Annotated in this window: 11 protein-coding genes; 6 read left to right on the top strand and 5 right to left on the bottom strand. The window is 73.6% G+C overall.

What is annotated here, in order from left to right:
- Positions 1-40: 40 nt before the first annotated feature.
- Positions 41-796, bottom strand: coding sequence for a cache domain-containing protein (locus ACZ79I_RS35605; RefSeq protein ID WP_471503226.1), 756 nt, complete (start codon positions 794-796; stop codon positions 41-43).
- Between the two features lie 37 nt (positions 797-833).
- Positions 834-1577, bottom strand: coding sequence for a FadR/GntR family transcriptional regulator (locus ACZ79I_RS35610; protein WP_471503228.1), 744 nt, complete (start codon positions 1575-1577; stop codon positions 834-836).
- A 105-nt stretch (positions 1578-1682) separates the two neighbouring features.
- Between ACZ79I_RS35610 and ACZ79I_RS35615 the strand changes: the two genes are divergently transcribed.
- Genes ACZ79I_RS35615 through ACZ79I_RS35630 form a run of 4 tightly spaced genes read left to right on the top strand, consistent with a single transcriptional unit; the run spans position 1683 to position 5689 of the window.
- The gene (locus ACZ79I_RS35615) at positions 1683-2720 is read left to right on the top strand and encodes an ABC transporter ATP-binding protein (RefSeq protein WP_471503230.1); all 1038 of its coding nucleotides are present in this window, start codon (positions 1683-1685) and stop codon (positions 2718-2720) included.
- Positions 2721-2757: 37 nt separating this feature from the next.
- Positions 2758-3957, top strand: a complete 1200-nt coding sequence (locus ACZ79I_RS35620; protein ID WP_471503232.1) for an ABC transporter substrate-binding protein — start codon at positions 2758-2760, stop codon at positions 3955-3957.
- Between the two features lie 10 nt (positions 3958-3967).
- Positions 3968-4858 carry an ABC transporter permease gene (locus ACZ79I_RS35625; protein ID WP_471503234.1) on the top strand — a complete coding sequence of 297 codons (891 nt, stop codon included), beginning with the start codon at positions 3968-3970 and terminating at the stop codon, positions 4856-4858.
- Positions 4859-4873: 15 nt separating this feature from the next.
- Positions 4874-5689: an ABC transporter permease gene (locus tag ACZ79I_RS35630; protein ID WP_471503236.1), complete on the top strand. Its 816-nt coding sequence runs from the start codon at positions 4874-4876 to the stop codon at positions 5687-5689.
- 62 nt (positions 5690-5751) lie between these two features.
- Here ACZ79I_RS35630 and ACZ79I_RS35635 read toward each other — a convergent pair whose 3' ends face one another.
- Together ACZ79I_RS35635 and ACZ79I_RS35640 are read right to left on the bottom strand one after the other, a co-directional pair.
- On the bottom strand, positions 5752-9711 hold the full coding sequence (locus tag ACZ79I_RS35635; RefSeq protein ID WP_471503238.1) for a CHAT domain-containing protein: 3960 nt from the start codon (positions 9709-9711) through the stop codon (positions 5752-5754).
- Positions 9695-10048: a CATRA system-associated protein gene (locus ACZ79I_RS35640; protein WP_471503240.1), complete on the bottom strand. Its 354-nt coding sequence runs from the start codon at positions 10046-10048 to the stop codon at positions 9695-9697. The genes ACZ79I_RS35635 and ACZ79I_RS35640 overlap by 17 nt, the downstream gene beginning before the upstream one ends.
- A gap of 92 nt (positions 10049-10140) precedes the next feature.
- On the opposite strand from ACZ79I_RS35640, the gene ACZ79I_RS35645 reads away from it, so the two are divergent.
- The gene (locus ACZ79I_RS35645; RefSeq protein WP_471503242.1) at positions 10141-12273 is read left to right on the top strand and encodes a CATRA conflict system CASPASE/TPR repeat-associated protein; all 2133 of its coding nucleotides are present in this window, start codon (positions 10141-10143) and stop codon (positions 12271-12273) included.
- A 292-nt stretch (positions 12274-12565) separates the two neighbouring features.
- Entirely contained in the window at positions 12566-14962 is a 2397-nt protein-coding gene (locus ACZ79I_RS35650) for an ATP-binding protein (RefSeq protein WP_471503244.1), read from the top strand.
- Here the strand turns inward: ACZ79I_RS35650 and ACZ79I_RS35655 are convergent.
- Entirely contained in the window at positions 14923-15876 is a 954-nt protein-coding gene (locus tag ACZ79I_RS35655; RefSeq protein ID WP_471503246.1) for a helix-turn-helix domain-containing protein, read from the bottom strand. The genes ACZ79I_RS35650 and ACZ79I_RS35655 overlap by 40 nt on opposite strands.
- Between the last annotated feature and the right edge of the window lie 235 nt (positions 15877-16111).

Consider the following 16111-nt stretch of genomic DNA (forward strand, 5'->3'; position numbering starts at 1 on the left):
GCGGCCGCCGCCCACGAGGGTCTCGGCGGTCTCGGCGGTCTCAGCGGTCGAGCACGAGGACGAGCGGGACACCGTCGCAGGGAGTCAGGCGCAGCCCCCGCCAGATGCCGGGCCGGCCCCGCTCCAGCACGGCCGCGAAGTCGGGTCCCTTGGTGAGCGAGCCCGCCAGGTGCGCGGGGTCGGCCGAGGCGGCCACGCGTCCGCGGGCGTTGACCAGGTGGGCGGCACCGGGCAGGTTGCGCAGCAGCGGCAGCACGACCGCCTCGAAGTGCCGCAGGTAGACGTCGGCCGCGGCCACGCCCGCGAACCGGCCCTCGACGTGCACGGGCGCCGACAGCGTGAGGCTGTACTCGTCCGAGCAGAGGTAGTCCACGTAGGGACCGGCCACCGCCCGCCGCCCGGTGTCGCGGGGCAGCGCGAACCAGTCCCAGTGCGTGTAGTCGGAGTACGCCGAGTGCTCCGGGTCCAGGTCGGGCAGCAAGGGGCGTACGTCGCCGTCCGTGCCGCTCTGCCACCACTCCAGCCACGCCGGTACGTCGCTCAGCAACCCGGGGGCGGCCACGAAGCCCACACCGGACACCAGGTCCTGGCGCGTCAGCCGGGTGTGCAGCCCGGGGCGCAGCCCCGCCAGGTCTGCGGTCGCGGGCCGCCGGCCCTGGGCGGCCACGCGGGTCAGCAGTGCCGTCGTGTCGGCGCGGGTCTCCGTGACGGCGCCGAAGACCGTCTCCAGCGCGGAGCGGACCCGGGCGGCGACGTCCGCCTCGGGCTCCGCGACCAGACCGGGGCTCGTGCTCATGGCGCCCTCCAGCGCACGTGGACCGGATGTCGACGCGTCACAGGGCGAGGCGCAGCGCGATGAGCCGTGCCGTCGATTCCTGGACGCACCGTTCGGCCAGCTCCCTGGCCGATTGGTGGGCCCCATCCTGCACTGCGGAGATTACGGCGCGGTGACGGTCCGCCGCCTGTTCGCGATAGGCGTCGTCCTTCAGGACGAGACACAGCAGCGCCCCGACCTCCGTCTGCAGTGCGATCTGCTCGCGGGTGAGCCGGGCGGACTGCGCGGCGGCGGCCAGCTCGACGTGGAAGCGGCCGTACACCCGGCTGCGGGCCGCCGCGTCCTCGGCGGCGGTGAACTCCTCCAGGGTGCGGCGCAGCGGCAGCAGGTCGTCCGGCTCGGTGCGCTGGGCCGCGAGCCGGGCCGCGGTCCCTGAGACGGCCGCCCAGTGGTCGCCCAGGTCGCGCAGCTCCTCCGTGCTCCAGTCGGCCAGCCGCGCCGTGATCCGCTCCTCGGCCGGCTCGGCCGGCAGCGAGACGAAGCTGCCGCCGCCGCGGCCCCGCCGGGTGGTGACCAGGCCCTGCTGCCGCAGCGCCATGAGCGCTTCCCGCAGGGTCACCGTGGACACGCCGAGCTGCCCGGCCAGCTCGCTCTCGCCGGGCAGCTGCTCCCCGTCGGCGAGCAGTCCGAGCTCGATGGCGTCGCGGAGCCGGCGGACGACCGTTTCCACGCGCGCGCGGGTGTCCACCGGGGTGAACACGGCTCTGCGGGCACCGCTCCTGTCGTGCTTCACGGCCACCACCTTGTGCGTTGGCTCAATCTTTACCCTGAAGGGGACTTGAGATTTGAACTATGCTTTCATATCTTTTCGAGCCAACGTAAGAGTGCACCAGAAAGGTTCCCGTCCATGGAGGGAAGCGCCGTCCGGCTGCAGGGCCTGCGGAAGGAGTTCGGCGACGCGACCGCCGTGGCCGGGGTCGACCTGGAGATATCCGACGGCGAGTTCTTCTCGATGCTCGGCCCGTCCGGCTCCGGCAAGACGACCGTCCTGCGCATGATCGCGGGCTTCGAGAGCCCCACCGGGGGAACCATCGAGCTGGCCGGCCAGGAGGTCACGGGGCTCGCGCCCTTCGAGCGGGACGTGCACACCGTCTTCCAGGACTACGCCCTCTTCCCGCACATGACCGTCGAGCAGAACGTCGCCTACGGCCTCAAGATCCGCAAGGTGCCCAAGGCCGAGCGGCTCGCCCAGGCCCGCAAGGCCCTCGCCGACGTACGCCTGGAAGGGTTCGGCAAGCGCCGCCCCAACCAGCTCTCGGGCGGTCAGCGGCAGCGGGTGGCGCTCGCCCGCGCCCTCGTCGGCCGTCCCAAGCTGCTGCTGCTCGACGAGCCGCTCGGCGCCCTCGACCTCAAGCTGCGCGAGCAGATGCAGGTCGAGCTCAAGGCGCTCCAGCGCGAGGTCGGGATCACCTTCGTGTTCGTCACCCACGACCAGGAGGAGGCCCTGACCATGAGCGACCGCATCGCCGTCTTCAGCCAGGGCCGCATCGAGCAGGTCGGCACCCCCGCCGAGATCTACGAGCGCCCCGCCACCGCGTTCGTCGCCTCCTTCGTGGGCACCTCGAACCTGCTGGACGGCGAGGCGGCGCGACGGGTCGTCGGGACCGCGGGCACGTACAGCATCAGGCCCGAGAAGATCCGGGTGCTGAAGGAGTCCGCCACGTCCGACGAGCCGCAGCACTCCACCGCCACCGGCACCGTCGCCGAAGTGGTCTACCTGGGAGACGCCACCCGCTTCCTCGTGGACCTCGACGCGGGCGGTCGCCTCACCGCGCTCCAGCAGAATCTGGAGACCTCGTCCGAGGACGTCGCCGCCTACCGCGGCGCCCGGGTGCGCCTCCAGTGGCACCGCCGTCACACCGTCCAGGTCCCGGACGCCCGCTGACCCCCCACGCCAGCCCCCGTCACCCATGGAGAACGTCGTGCGTCTCACCCGAACCCTTCAGGCCACCGCCGCCGTCGCGGCGCTGCTCACAGCCGCAGCCTGCGGCTCGTCCGACTCGGGCGGCTCATCCCCGTCGACCGGCCTCAACCCGCCGAAGCTGAAGGCGCAGGCGAAGCTGGGCAAGACCGAGGGACAGGTCAACCTCATCGCCTGGGCCGGCTACGTCGAGGACGGGTCCAACGACCCCAAGGTCAACTGGGTCGGCGACTTCGAGAAGCAGACGGGCTGCCAGGTCAACTCCAAGGTCGCGGCCAGCTCCGACGAGATGGTCAAGCTGATGAAGACCGGCGAGTACGACGCCGTCTCCGCCTCCGGCGACGCCTCCCTGCGCCTGATCGCCTCCGGCGACGCGGCACCGGTCAACACCGACCTCGTGCCGAACTACAAGGACGTCTTCGGCGACCTGAAGCTGCAGGCGTGGAACTCCGTCAAGGGCACGGCGTACGGCATCCCGCACGGCCGCGGCGCCAACCTGCTGATGTACAACACGGAGAAGGTCAAGCCCGCGCCGACGTCCTGGTCCGCCGTCTTCGACGACGCGGCGAAGTACAAGGGCCATGTCACCGCGTACGACTCCCCGATCTACATCGCCGACGCGGCGCTGTACCTGAAGGCCACCAAGCCCGAGCTGAAGATCAAGGACCCGTACGCGCTCGACCAGAAGCAGTTCGACGCGGCCGTGGACCTGCTGAAGAAGCAGAACGCGAACGTCGGCGAGTACTGGAGCGACTACCTCAAGGAGATCTCCGCCTTCAAGAGCGGTGACTCCGTGGTCGGCACCACCTGGCAGGTCATCGCCAACCTCGCGCAGGCCGAGAAGGCCAAGGTGGCGGCGTTCGTGCCGAAGGAGGGTGCGACCGGCTGGTCGGACACGTGGATGCTCTCGGCCAAGGCCAAGCACCCCAACTGCGCCTACAAGTGGATGGACTGGATCATCTCGCCGAAGGTGAACGCCCAGGTCGCCGAGTACTTCGGTGAGGCCCCGGCCAACGCCAAGGCGTGCGAGCAGACCAGCGACAAGAACTTCTGCACCACCTTCCACGCCGGGGACACGGCCTACTGGAAGAACGTCGCGTTCTGGAACACGCCCATCGAGCAGTGCCTCGACGGCCGCACCGACGTCAAGTGCGTGCCGTACGCCAAGTGGGTCCAGGCGTGGACCGAGATCAAGGGCTGAGGACTCGAGGATGAAGGCCACCCTGCCTGCCGCCGGACGGACCCCCGTCCGGCGGCTCGCCGGGCTGCTGCACCGCCGCCCGCGGCTGCGGCTGTCCCTCCTGCTGACCGCACCGCTGCTGTGGCTGGCCGTGCTCTACCTCGGCTCGCTGGCGGTGCTGTTCGTCTCGGCGTTCTGGTCGACGGACTCCTTCACCTCCGAGGTGGTGAAGGTCTGGTCGACGGACAACTTCCACGCGCTGCTGACGACACCCGTCTTCCGCGAGGTGATCCTGCGCAGCGTCGGCGTGGCCCTCGCGGTCACCGTCCTGTGCGCGCTGATCGCCTTCCCGCTGGCGTTCTACACCGCGCGCGTCGCCCGGCCCCGGTGGCGCCCCCTGCTGGTGGTCGCGATCCTCACCCCGCTGTGGGCGAGCTACCTGGTCAAGGTGTACGCGTGGCGGCTGATCCTGTCGCAGGGCGGCCTGGCCGACTGGATGCTGGAGCCGTTCGGGCTGAGCGGACCCGGATTCGGGCTGCCCGCGGCGGTCATCACGCTGACGTACCTGTGGCTGCCGTACATGATCCTGCCGATCCACACGGCGCTCGGGCAGCTGCCCGCCAACCTCCTGGACGCGTCCGCCGACCTGGGGGCGCGCCCCGGCCGCACCTTCCGCTCGGTGGTGCTGCCGATGGTGCTGCCGTCGGTCGCCGCCGGCTCGGTTTTCACCTTCTCCCTCAGCCTCGGCGACTACATCACCGTGCAGATCGTCGGCGGCAAGACCCAGCTGATCGGCAACCTCGTCTACTCCAACATCGAGCTCAACCTGCCCATGGCCGCCGCGCTGGGCACGGTTCCGGTGGTGGTCATCGTGCTCTACCTGCTGGCGATGCGCCGCACGGGCGCCCTCAGCAGCCTCTAGAAGAGGTCCCTCGTCATGCAACTGTCCCGCTCCGCGCGCATCGCCCTGCGCATCGCCGCCGGGCTCGGCTTCGCGGTCATCTACGTCCCGCTCGCGCTCGTCCTGGTCAACTCCTTCAACCCCGACCGCAGCGCGAGCTGGCCGCCGCCCGGCTGGACCCTGCACTGGTGGTCGGTGGCCTGGGAGAACGACGGCGCCCGCAACGCCGTGTGGGTCTCGGTGAAGGCGGGCCTCGGCGCCACGGCCATCGCGCTGGTGCTCGGCACGCTGATCGCGTTCGCGGTCGCCCGGCACCGCTTCTTCGGCCGCGACGCCATCTCCTTCGTGGTCGTCCTGCCGATCGCGCTGCCCGGCATCGTCACGGGCATCGCGCTCAACTCGGCGTTCGGCACGGTCCTGGAACCGCTCGGCGTGGGCCTCGGCCTGTTCACGGTGATCGTCGGCCACGCCACCTTCTGCATCGTCGTGGTCTTCAACAACGTGGTCGCGCGGCTGCGCCGCACCTCGGGCTCGTACGAGGAGGCGGCGATGGACCTGGGGGCCGACACCTTCCGCGCCTTCGCCGACGTGACCTTCCCGCTGGTGCGCTCGGCGCTGTTCGCGGGCGGACTGCTCGCGTTCGCGCTGTCCTTCGACGAGATCGTGGTGACGACGTTCACGGCCGGGCCCGGTGTCGAGACCCTGCCGATCTGGATCTTCAACAACATGACCCGCCCCCAGCAGGCCCCCGTCGTCAACGTGGTGGCCGCGCTGCTGGTCCTGCTGTCCGTCGTCCCGATCTACATCGCCCAGCGGCTGTCGGCGGACACGGCCACGGAGAGCAGGATCTAGCGCCCGGCTCTCGCCCATGACGCAAACGGCGCCTTCTGACACCGCCGCGGGCCCCGGGGCGCTCAGATGCCGACGTGGTGATGGGCCGCCCACGCCGCCGGGGCGTCGCCGTAGTGGACGCGGACCAGCCGCGCCGTACGGGCCAGGGCGACGGCCGGTTCGTCGCGGACGGTGTCCAGGGCGTCGTAGAACACGCGGGCCGTCGTCTCGGCGACGGCGTCCGGTACCCGCCACAGTGTGCCGATCACCCCGGAGAACCCGGCGAGCAGGAACGCGGAGGTGAGGTGGATCGCCTCGTCCGCGAGGTTGCGGGGGGTGTACGTCGTCTCGCACGCCGAGAGGTACGCGAGACGGCCCCAGCGGCCCCGGCGTGCGGCGATCTCGGCGAAGGTCAGATCGAGGTCCGGCAGCAGGAAGCGGCTGGTGCCCGGGTCGTCCTGGTCAGCCACCGCGTGCAGCGCCAGATGCAGATGGGTGCAGGTGACCAGCGCGTCGATGAGGACCTCCCGCTCGCACTCGGCGAGGTCCAGCGGTTCGACGCCGAGTCGGTCCGCCGCCGCCCGGGCCTCGCGGCGCGCGGCGGGCAGCTCCGGCAGTCCCGGGCGGCGCACGTCGGCGTGCACGACGGCCGCCACCGTGCGGTCCGGCGCCGCGCCGCGGGCCCGCGCGTGGTGCAGCGCGGTGACCGTGGGCGTGTACGAGGACACGGTGCGGTCCACCAGCGACTCCGGGGACACCGTGCCGTCCGCAGGCGACTCCGAGGCGTCCTGGGCCGCCGTCGCGGCGTGCAGCGGCAGCCGGCACAGCGCCTGGGTCGGCACCCACCAGACCCGGGTGTCCGGGTCCGTCACCCGCAGCTCGGTGAGGACGGGGGCGGCCACCTCCCGCCACAGCAGGTCGAGTGTCGCCGTGACGCGCTCGTTGGCCGCGTCGACGTCGTCCTGGGCGGCCCGGGGATCCAGCGCGGTGACGACGTCCGCGTGGAACACGCCCGCCGCCCGCTCCAGCCCGTCCGCGTCCAGGCCGTCCAGCGGCACCTGCCGCAGCCCGTCGGCGGTGAGCAGCAGCGCGTCGCAGCGGTACCCGCTGACGTTCACCACGACGACCGGACCGTGCGCGGCCTCGGCGAGCAGCGAGGCGACCGACGGCGGCCGCTGGAACCCGGCCTGCCCGGGCAGCGTCCTGATCCTGCGTACGACCACGTCGAGCTCGGCCTCCAGGTCCCGGCGGCGTTCGCGCTCCCGGCCGGTCACCTCCGTCTCCGGCGGCGGGGCGGGCAGCGGCAGCGGCAGCGGGGGATGGTCCAGCCGGTCGAGCGCGTCGCGCAGTTCCTCGAAGCGCCGGGCGAGACCGGCGTCGGCGTCGTGGAGGTCCGCGAGGTCGGCGTGGATCCCCGACCGGCGGTTGAGGAGCACCCCGCGGCCGAGCTCCAGCAGGCTCAGCGCCCGCTCGGGATCCCCGCAGGCCAGGCACATCGCGGCCGCGTCACTCGCCAGCCCCGCGGCCTCCGCGAGCCTTCGCTGGGCGTCGGGCCGCTCCAGCCGGCGGGGCGTGGCGGCCGGCAGCAGCTCCACCGCGAGCGCGAACGCCTCCGCCGCGGCCCGCGCGTCGCCCGTCAGCGCCGCCAGCCGGCCCCAGTCACGGGCAGCGTGCAGCCGGACGTCCGCCGGGCCGGTCCCGGTGCGGGCGGCGGCCCGCAGGGCGTCGAGTGCCTCCGCCAGGTCGTCCGCCTCGCCGGTGGACTCGTGCCGCAGGTTCAGCACATAGGCGAGGTTGGCCAGCGAGCGGCCCAGGTCGGGATCGTCCGGCGGGGTGTCCGCGACCACCCGGCGGGCCAGCGTCACCGCCTCGTCGAGGTCCCCGTCGCCGGACCGGGCGGCCAGGGCGAGGAGCAGACTGCCGCGGACCGCGGTGGCCGACCGCCCCTCGCCGAGCGAGGACAGGGCACCGCGCGCCGCGTCGACGGCCTCAGTGGCGGCCGCCGCGCGATGTGCCGACGCCGCCCGCAGCGAGGCCGCCAGATTGGCGAGCTGGAGCGGCAGATGCGGATCGGTGGGCGCGGTGGCCTCCACGGCCGTGCGCAGGCTGCCGAGGGCCCGCTCCAGCGAGTCCTGGTCGCCCGTGACGCGGTGGTGCGCGTGCAGCGCGAGACCGTGGGCGCCCGCGACCGTCGCCAGCCGCCGGGACGCCGGCCCGGCCGCCATCGCCTCCTCCAGGAGCGCGAGCGCCTCGGACAGGTCGTCCCGGACGCCGAGCGTCTCGTGGCGTTCGGTGAGGGCGGTGGCCAGATTGCTGAGCAGACCGGGGCGCTCGGGATGGCCTGGCGGGGCCAGGCGCAGTGCTTCGCGCTGGAGGTCGATGTCCTCGTCCAGGTCGGCGAGGTCACCGTCGCGGGTGTAGCGCGCGTACAGCGCCCCGCCCAGGTTGCTCAGCCGCAGCACCCGCTGGTGGGCGGGACCGTCGCCGCGTACGGCGGCCCGGCCGGCGGCGATCGCCTCGTCGAGCCCGTCGTCGACGCCGTGCAGCCGGGTGCGGGCGGTGAGGGCGGAGCCCAGGTTGTTGAAGTGGATCCCGGCGTCGGGGTGGTCGTCGCCGAGCAGGGCGAGGGCCTCGCCGTAACGGCCGATCGCCGCGTCCAGATCGGCGGGCGCCCCGGTCTCCTCGTGCCGCAGGCGCAGCAGGACTCCGAGGTTGCCGATGCGCCCAGCCCGGTCGCCGGGCGGGCCGGGCTCGAGCGGGGCGGCCGACTCGCCGTACGCGATCGCCTCGTCCAGCAGCTTGGGGTCGTCACTCAGCAGATAGCCGCAGCGCAGGACGTCGGCGAGGGTGTCGAGCGCGTCGGCCCGCCGTTGCCCGTCGTCCCCGGCCAGGCCCAGCGCGGTCCGCGCCGCCCGCTCGGCCTCCTCCGCCACGCCGACGTCCTCGTGCTGATCGGCCCATGCGCACAGCACTGCGGCGGCGATCTGCCAGACGTCGGAACGGCCGGCTGCCGGAGTGGGGCAGGCCGGGGGTGCGGCCGAGTGACCCGCCGGCCCTGGGGCGGCGGCCCGGCGGTCGCCCGCCGCCGCCCCAGGTCTCGCTGTTTCGGAGGCCGTGGCCGCGCGTACGACCGCGACCGCCTCCGCCAGGGCCTCCGGGTCCCCGGCGTAGTGGCACTCGGTCAGGGCGCCCGCCAGCAGGCAGGCCCGCTTGGAGTGTTCCTCGTCGCCGTCGGCCGTGCGGTCCAGCGCCTCGCGTGCCGCAGCCGCGGCCTCCCGTGCGAGGCGCGGATCGTCGGTGCGGCCGGACCGGTAGCGCAGGACCTGGGCGAGTTCGGCGTATTCGTCGGCCGCGTCGAGCCCGTGCTCCTCGCACTGCGTCACGGCGTCCCGGGCCGCCGCCTCGGCGCGCGCGAGCGTCTCGGCGTCGCCGTCGTACTCGTACCGCAGCCGATGGGCCTGGGCCAGCTGCAGCAGCGAACCGCCGCCCGCGGCGAGCGAGTCCCCGACCGCCACGACGACCTCCTCGAACAGCTCGGGATCGGCGAGGTCCGACCCCGCCCGCAGCAGCAGCCCGGCCACCGACGACAGGACCATGATCCGGGCCGGCGGATCGTCGGGGACCCGGTCCGCTGCCCGGCGAGCGGTGGCGACGGCCTCCCGCAGCAGCCCGGTGTCGCCCGTCATCGCATGCAACGCGGCTTGTGCTTCCGCGAGTTGTGCGAGGACCACCGCCTCGTCCGGTCCCGCGTCGGCCAGGGCCCGGCGCAGTGCCTCCACCGACCGCACCCCCGCGGCCGGACCCCCGCCGCGCCGGGCCGACTCGGCGTGCAGGGCGGCGATCCCCTCCAGCAGGGCCACCCGCTTCTCCGGCCCGGCCAGTGCCAGGGCGGCCTCCAGAAAGCCGACGGCGCGGTCCGTACGGCGCGGGAAGCGGCCGTCCACGGTCGCCCGGCGGGCGCGCCGCAGCGCCAGGGCGAGATGCACACGGCGGTGCGGCGGCTTCACAGGAGTGGGCGCCCCCGCCTCAGCGCCGGTCGTCACCGTCGGCTTCTCCCGGCGTGCCCTCGTCAGGGTCGGCGATGGTGTGCACCAGGGCGGTCACCCGCTCCCGCAAGGGCTCCGGCGGCGCGACGTCGGCCGGGTCGGCGATGCGCTCCACCCGGTTCGGGCTGAGGACTTCGAGCCGGGCGACGGCGCCCCCGAGAGCAACCGTGTCCCCGGCCTCGTACGCCGCCGCGAGTGCCTCGACCGCGGCGGCGGGACGCGACCATGCGGCCGGCGGAAGCCGCCAGGTGGGGACGTCGTCGAGCAACTCGCGGGCCCGGGCGAGCAACGTCGCGTCCATGCCCGTACCGGGTGAATCCGCCCTAGACTGCATGGGCTCAACTGTAGCGAGAGAAGCGCCGGGGGCGGCGACGCGAGGCGGGGGTGTACCGGCACGTGCCCGATGGACAAGTAAGCGAGCATGGATTGACGGAGCGTCAGATCACAGAGCAGGAGGTCGCGGTCCACGTCTTCGTCCCGCTGGATGGCACACGCGCCGAGGAAGGGGTGGCCTCCCTGCGGGCGATGTGGGGGCGCTTCCGTGAACTGCAGCACGCCGACAGGGAGTTGTACCCCACGCTGCCGGTCCGGGTGCCGGACGCTCTGCCCGGCCCGCCCCCGCACGGCTCGGTCGTGGTGGCGGGCGTGCAGTCCGCCGACCGGCTCGATCAGGCGATCCTGCGCCGGCACCGGGAGATCCTCAATCTGTCGCTCCTGCTCGGCGCCGGCCCGGACCGGGAGTGGTCCGGACTGCGCGAGCGGCTGGAGACGGTCACAGGCCCGCTCGGGGCGTGCCATCTGGGCGCGGTAACACTGGAGTTGGGCAAGGCGCCGACGGAAACACCGGGTGACGTGGACGTTGTGGAACCGGAGCGGGGTGACGACGCGGACCCGCGGCGGCTGTTGCGGTTGCTCGGGCGGGCCGGTGCGGACGCGCGGCTGGGCGCATGGGCATGGTCCGACGGCGGCCACCCGGAGATGCCGCACTTCGTCCGGTATCTGATGCACATGACGGCGATCCGCCACCAGCGGAGAACGTATCACTGGCTGGCGGAAGCCAGGGCCGCGGGGACGATGGGGCCGCTGGCCGTGGTGCGGCCGCCCGACGGCGGCTTGGACCGGGAACTGCCCTCGACAGCCGAAGTCCACTTCATCCGGGACTCGGTGGACGGCATCTGGGAGAACGCCCGACGGGCCCTGGAGGCGTCGGGCCTCGACGGCGGGGCCGTGGCGGAGGACGACCGGCGGTTCGCCTCGTCGTTCCTCTGGTGGCTGGACGACATTCTCGCCCTGCTGAAGCGGGCCGGGGTCGGCGATCCTCTGCCGAGCCCCCGGCGGGAGCCGGGCCGGCCGGTGCGGGTGCTGGTCGTCGCCGACGAGTGGTTTCCGGCGCGCGGTGGCCTGAGCGCGTTCAACAGCAAGCTGAGCGTCGCCCTCGCCCGGCAGAAGGCGGACGTCCGGGTCATGGTCGAGACCTCCACCCCGGAGGAGCGCGCGGACGCGGCCGGGGACGGGGTGCGGTTGATCGACGTCGCTCAGCCGGGGCTCACCCGGGAGGCGGCACTGTCGGTGCCGCCGGTGTTCGCCGACGGGTTCGTGCCCGACCTCGTCCTCGGGCACGGCAGGGTCACAGGACCGGCGGCCAAGGTGCTGGTCGAGCGCTATTTCAAGAATGCCGGGCGACTGCACTTCCTGCACGTCGAACCGGACCAGGCGGAAGCCCACAAACCCCATGCCGAAGGGGACTTGGCAGCTCGCGCCGAGGACCGCACGGATCTGGAACTGCGACTCTGCCGGGGCGCGCTGCACCCCGTGCCCGTCGGCCCCCGGCTGGAACGGGCCCTGTGGCCCCATCTGCGCACGCCCGAGTATGAGGACCTGGCCGCGCCCGTACGCATCGACCCGGGCTTCGACGGCGAGGCACAGGCGACCCCGCCGCGGCCGGGTGAGATCCCGCAGATCCTGCTGCTGGGCCGGCTGGAGGACGCCGATCTGAAGGGGCTGGACATCGCCGCCCGGGCAGTGGGGAAAGCGGCCTCGAAAGCGGCTGGGCCCGGTTCGTGGCACCTGCTCGTACGGGGGGTGCCCGATGACGAGTCCGCGGCATTGGCGGCGCAGGTCGAGAAGTGGGTCGGCAACTCCGCCGTGGACGTCATTCCCCGCCGCTACTCCGCTGATCCCCGGCGGATCAAGAACGACCTCGCGCGGGCCAGCCTGGTCCTGATGCCCTCCCGGGCGGAGGCGTTCGGCCTGGCCGGCGCGGAGGCGATCGCCTCCGGGGTGCCGGTGCTGGTCAGCGGCCGCAGCGGGCTGGGCATGCTGCTGCGCGCCCAGCAGTCGCCGGTCGCGGCTCGGGCCGTGGTGGACGTGGAGGCCACGCGGGGCAGCCGCAAGGCCGACATCCAGACCTGGGCGCGGTCCATCCACGCCGTCGTACGCAGCCCGGAGGCCGCGTTCCGTGACGCCGCGGAGCTCCGCAACACCATGGCCGCCCGCTACACCTGGGCCGCGGCCGCCAGCACCGTCCTCGACTGCGTCCGCCGCCACGAGACCACCTGATCCGCGTCCGCCCACCGGAACCGCCCTCCCGCCCCGGCCTGCCGGGAACCCCGCCCGCAACCGGCCCCCACGTCCCGCCGGTGGACGTCGAGGGCCGGGATCGGGTGCGGCGCGGTGTTCAGTGGGTCTGCACGGCTGTCGCCCTCCTGCGGCCGTTCGAGGGCCGTTATCCCCTCGGTGTGGAATCCGCAGGCAAACATGTGGATACGTCCGGCCGCCCGCGATCCTGGAACACACTGGAAACGTCTGGATCCGCGCGGTGCGGACCCGTGAACGTCCCCGCGGAGGAACGGTGGCGAACGAAGCCCCCTGGCCGTCCGGCCAGGACGGAACGGCACTCGGACAGCGGCTCGCGGCCGAACTGGCCCGCGCCGTCGTCCAGGCCGAGAAACGGTTCGGCAGAACACTGGACCGCCGAGAACTCGCCAGACGCCTCAACGTCTCCACCAGCAGCGTGTACGCCTACCTCAACGGCACCACCCTGCCCGGCACCGGGGTCTTCGACGCGCTCCTCGCCGCGCTGGGCGTCGCCGGACCCGAGGCCGGCCGGCTCGCCACCCTGCGGGACGAGGCCGACGCCGCCCGGCGACTGCGCCCCACCGCCGCCCGCCCCCATGCCCGCCACTCCTCCCCCGCGCTCACCGTTCCCCGGCAACTTCCCCTGACCCACCCCGTGTTCGTCGGCCGGGACGCCGAACTCGCCCGGCTGGACGCGTTACGGAGCCGGTCCGAAGACCCCGCCACGGGCCGGGCTGCCGTCGCCGTCGTCGAGGGCACCGCGGGTGTCGGCAAGACCGCGCTCGCCCTGCACTGGGCGTACCGGGCACAGGCCCGCTTCCCGGACGGCCAGCTCTACGTCAATCTGCGGGGCTTCGGTGACAAGGAGGTCATGGACCCCGGAGAGGCCCTGCACGGCTTCCTCCAGGCCCTCGGCGTCACCCCCGCCGCCGTCCCGGCCGACACCGCCGTGGCCTCCGGACTGCTGCGCACCCTGCTGGCCGGCCGCCGGGTGCTGCTGGTCCTGGACAACGCCCGCTCCACCGACCAGGTACGGCCGCTGCTGCCCACCGACCCCGGTTCCGTCGCCGTCGTCACCAGTCGCAACCGCCTCGACGGCCTGGTCGTACGCGAAGGCGCCCGGCGCATCGCCCTCGACGTGCTGCCCCGCTACGCCGCCCGCACCCTCCTGGAGCGGCAGATGGGCGCCGAGCGGTTCGCCCTGGAGCCGCGCGAGGCCGACGAACTGGTCGACCTGTGCGCCCGGTTGCCGCTCGCGCTGAGCGTCGCCGCCGCCCGCACGGCCGCCGTCCCCGCCGGATCGGTCGGCGCCCTGGTCCGCGAACTGCGGTGTGCCCGGGCGCCCTTGGACCTGTTCGGGGTGCAGGACGCGGATGTCGACCTACGGACCGTCTTCCACGGTTCGTACGCGCTGCTGCCGGCGCCCGCGGCCCGCCTCTTCCGGCTCCTCGGCTGCCACCCCGGACCCGAGTTCGACGCCACGGCCTGCGCGGGCCTCATCGGGGCCACGGACCCGCCCACCGCGCTCCTCGACACCCTCACGGCCGCCCACCTGGTCCGCCAGCACACCCCCGGCCGTTACGCCCTGCACGACCTGCTCCGGCTCTACGCCGCAGAACTCCTCGACGGCGGCCCGCCGCAGGAGCGACGGGAGGGCACCGAGCGGCTGCTGCGGCACTATCTGGACACCGCACGCCTGGCCGACCATCACCTCGAACCCTGGCGTCCGACACCCGGCGGTGCGCCGAGGCCCACCGCCGCGCAGCCGCCGATCGGCGACCACGCCGCGGCGACCGGCTGGTTCGAGGCGGAACTGTCCTCGCTGCAGGCCGTCATCGCCCAGGCCGCCGCCACCGTGGGCCTGGAACCGTACGCCTGGCGACTCGCCGATGCCTGCGCCGTCCATCTGCGCCGCTCCGGCCGTCGCGCCCAGCGGGCCGCCGTGCACGCACTGGCCCGCGACGCCGCAGGCCGGGCGGGAGACCGTGCCGCCCACGCCACCGCCACCCGCCGGCTCGCCGACGCCCTCTCCCGTCTGAACCGCACGAGGGAGGCGCTGGACCTGCTGTACGAGACCCTGCGCGCCTGCCGGGGCCTGGGCGACGAGGAGGGCGTACGGGAGGTACGGCTCTCCCTGGTCCGGGTGTACGACTCCTGTGGCGACCCCCGCAGGGCGCTGCCGCACGCCCGGCTCGCCCTCGCCATGGCCGAGCGCACCGGAGACCCGCTCGCGCTCGCCGACGGCCTCACCTCCGTGGCCCAGCAGTGGGAACGGCTGGGAGAGCACACCGTCGCCCTCGACCACGCACGCCGGGCCCTCGACCTCTACACCCGGCTCGGCCACCTCGACGGACAGGCGGGCATCCTGATCGGCATGGGCCGCGCCGAACAGGGGCTCGGCCGGCCCGCCGCCGCGATCGGCCACTACGAGGTCTCCCTGGACCTCGACCGGGCCCTGGGCGACCGCTACCGCGAGGCCCACGCTCTGGAGCACCTGGGGGACGCCCACGCGGCACTCGGCCGGGGCGAGGACGCGCGTGCCCTGTGGGAGGAGGCCCTCGCGCTCTTTCAGGACCTGCACCACCCCGACACCGAGCCGGTCCGCGCCAAACTGGGCACGAAGGAAGCGGACTATCCCCCGGTGCCCGCCTCCAGCCAGCACAGCCCGTAGCCGTAGCCCACCTTCATCGCCCCGAACTCGACGTCCACCAGCCCCTGTTCGTCCGGGCGCAGCGCCGGCGTGCCCGGGTTCTGCTGGTAGATCACGGCGGGGGGCACCCCGGCCAGCCGCCACACCGTGCGCGGCGGCCTCGCCCGGTCGAAGCGGACCCGCAGCCGGAAGTGCTCGCTGCGGGTCAGCGGCACATGCACGAAGTGCGGTGCCATCGGCTGGGCCGGCGGGATCCGCAGCCGCAGTTCGTACACGTGTCGCGTCCCGGCCGTGAGCGGCGCGGGCAGCACCAGGAAACGCTCGAAGTAGCTCTCGTACTGCGGCCCGCCGTCCTCCAGCCGTCCCCCCTGGACGACGGAGATCTCCAGGCCGTGCCCGGGCGTCGTGTCACCGGCGCGCCGGGGCACGCTGACCCCGACGGGTATCCGGGCCAGACCGTCGCAGGTCGCGACCACGATCCGGCGCTCCAGCGCCTCGGGAGCCGGGGTGTCCAGCCTGAGCCGGGTGGACACGGACTCGGTGTACCAGCCGTGCGGCTCGGTGCGCTCGCAATCCGCCGGGCACCGCTCGGCGTGCAACCCGGTCGTGCCGTCCGCCGGGCCGTCCCAGGGCGGCGGGGTGATCCCGGCCGGGCCGTCCGGACAATCGGGGTCCAGGGCCCGGCGCACCTGCGCCCAGTACCCGCCCCACCGCCGCACATCGCCCCCGCAGGCGCCGACGATCGCCAGAGTGACCGGACGGGTGGGATGGTTCTCGCCCCGCATGGCGTCGCTGACGGTCGTCCTGCCGTACCCGGTGCGGCGGGCCAGCTGATCCAGTGTGAGCCCGGCCGATCCGCGCAGGTCCCGGAGCCAGTACGCGAAGAGCCGGACCGGTGACCCGTCCAGGACGATCTCCTTCTGCGGACGCCCCATCGTGCGCGACTCCCCTTCTGCACAGCGGCGTTGCCTGGTCCCGCCGAGTCTCGCACACGGCCGGGCGAGTCGTCCCGTTCTCGTGGGCCTGCCCACCGGCCATCCCGGTTTTCCGGAGATCGTCCGGTTCGCCGGAGAACCGTTGAGTGCGAACTCCCGCCCTTGTTACACAGGTTGCGCCCGGCTCCGGTGCGCCCGCATCGGCCGGTTCCTGCTCTTGTGCCAGGAGAAGACC

The sequence above is a fragment of the Streptomyces sp. PSU-S4-23 genome (assembly GCF_055632315.1).

Bases quoted from the DNA above. Each gene is read 5' to 3' on its own strand.
- ACZ79I_RS35605 (WP_471503226.1), bottom strand. From the start codon at position 796: ATGAGCACGAGCCCCGGTCTGGTCGCGGAGCCCGAGGCGGACGTCGCC.
- ACZ79I_RS35615 (WP_471503230.1), top strand. From the start codon at position 1,683: ATGGAGGGAAGCGCCGTCCGGCTGCAGGGCCTGCGGAAGGAGTTCGGC.
- ACZ79I_RS35625 (WP_471503234.1), top strand. From the start codon at position 3,968: ATGAAGGCCACCCTGCCTGCCGCCGGACGGACCCCCGTCCGGCGGCTC.
- ACZ79I_RS35630 (WP_471503236.1), top strand. From the start codon at position 4,874: ATGCAACTGTCCCGCTCCGCGCGCATCGCCCTGCGCATCGCCGCCGGG.
- ACZ79I_RS35640 (WP_471503240.1), bottom strand. From the start codon at position 10,048: ATGCAGTCTAGGGCGGATTCACCCGGTACGGGCATGGACGCGACGTTG.
- ACZ79I_RS35655 (WP_471503246.1), bottom strand. From the start codon at position 15,876: ATGGGGCGTCCGCAGAAGGAGATCGTCCTGGACGGGTCACCGGTCCGG.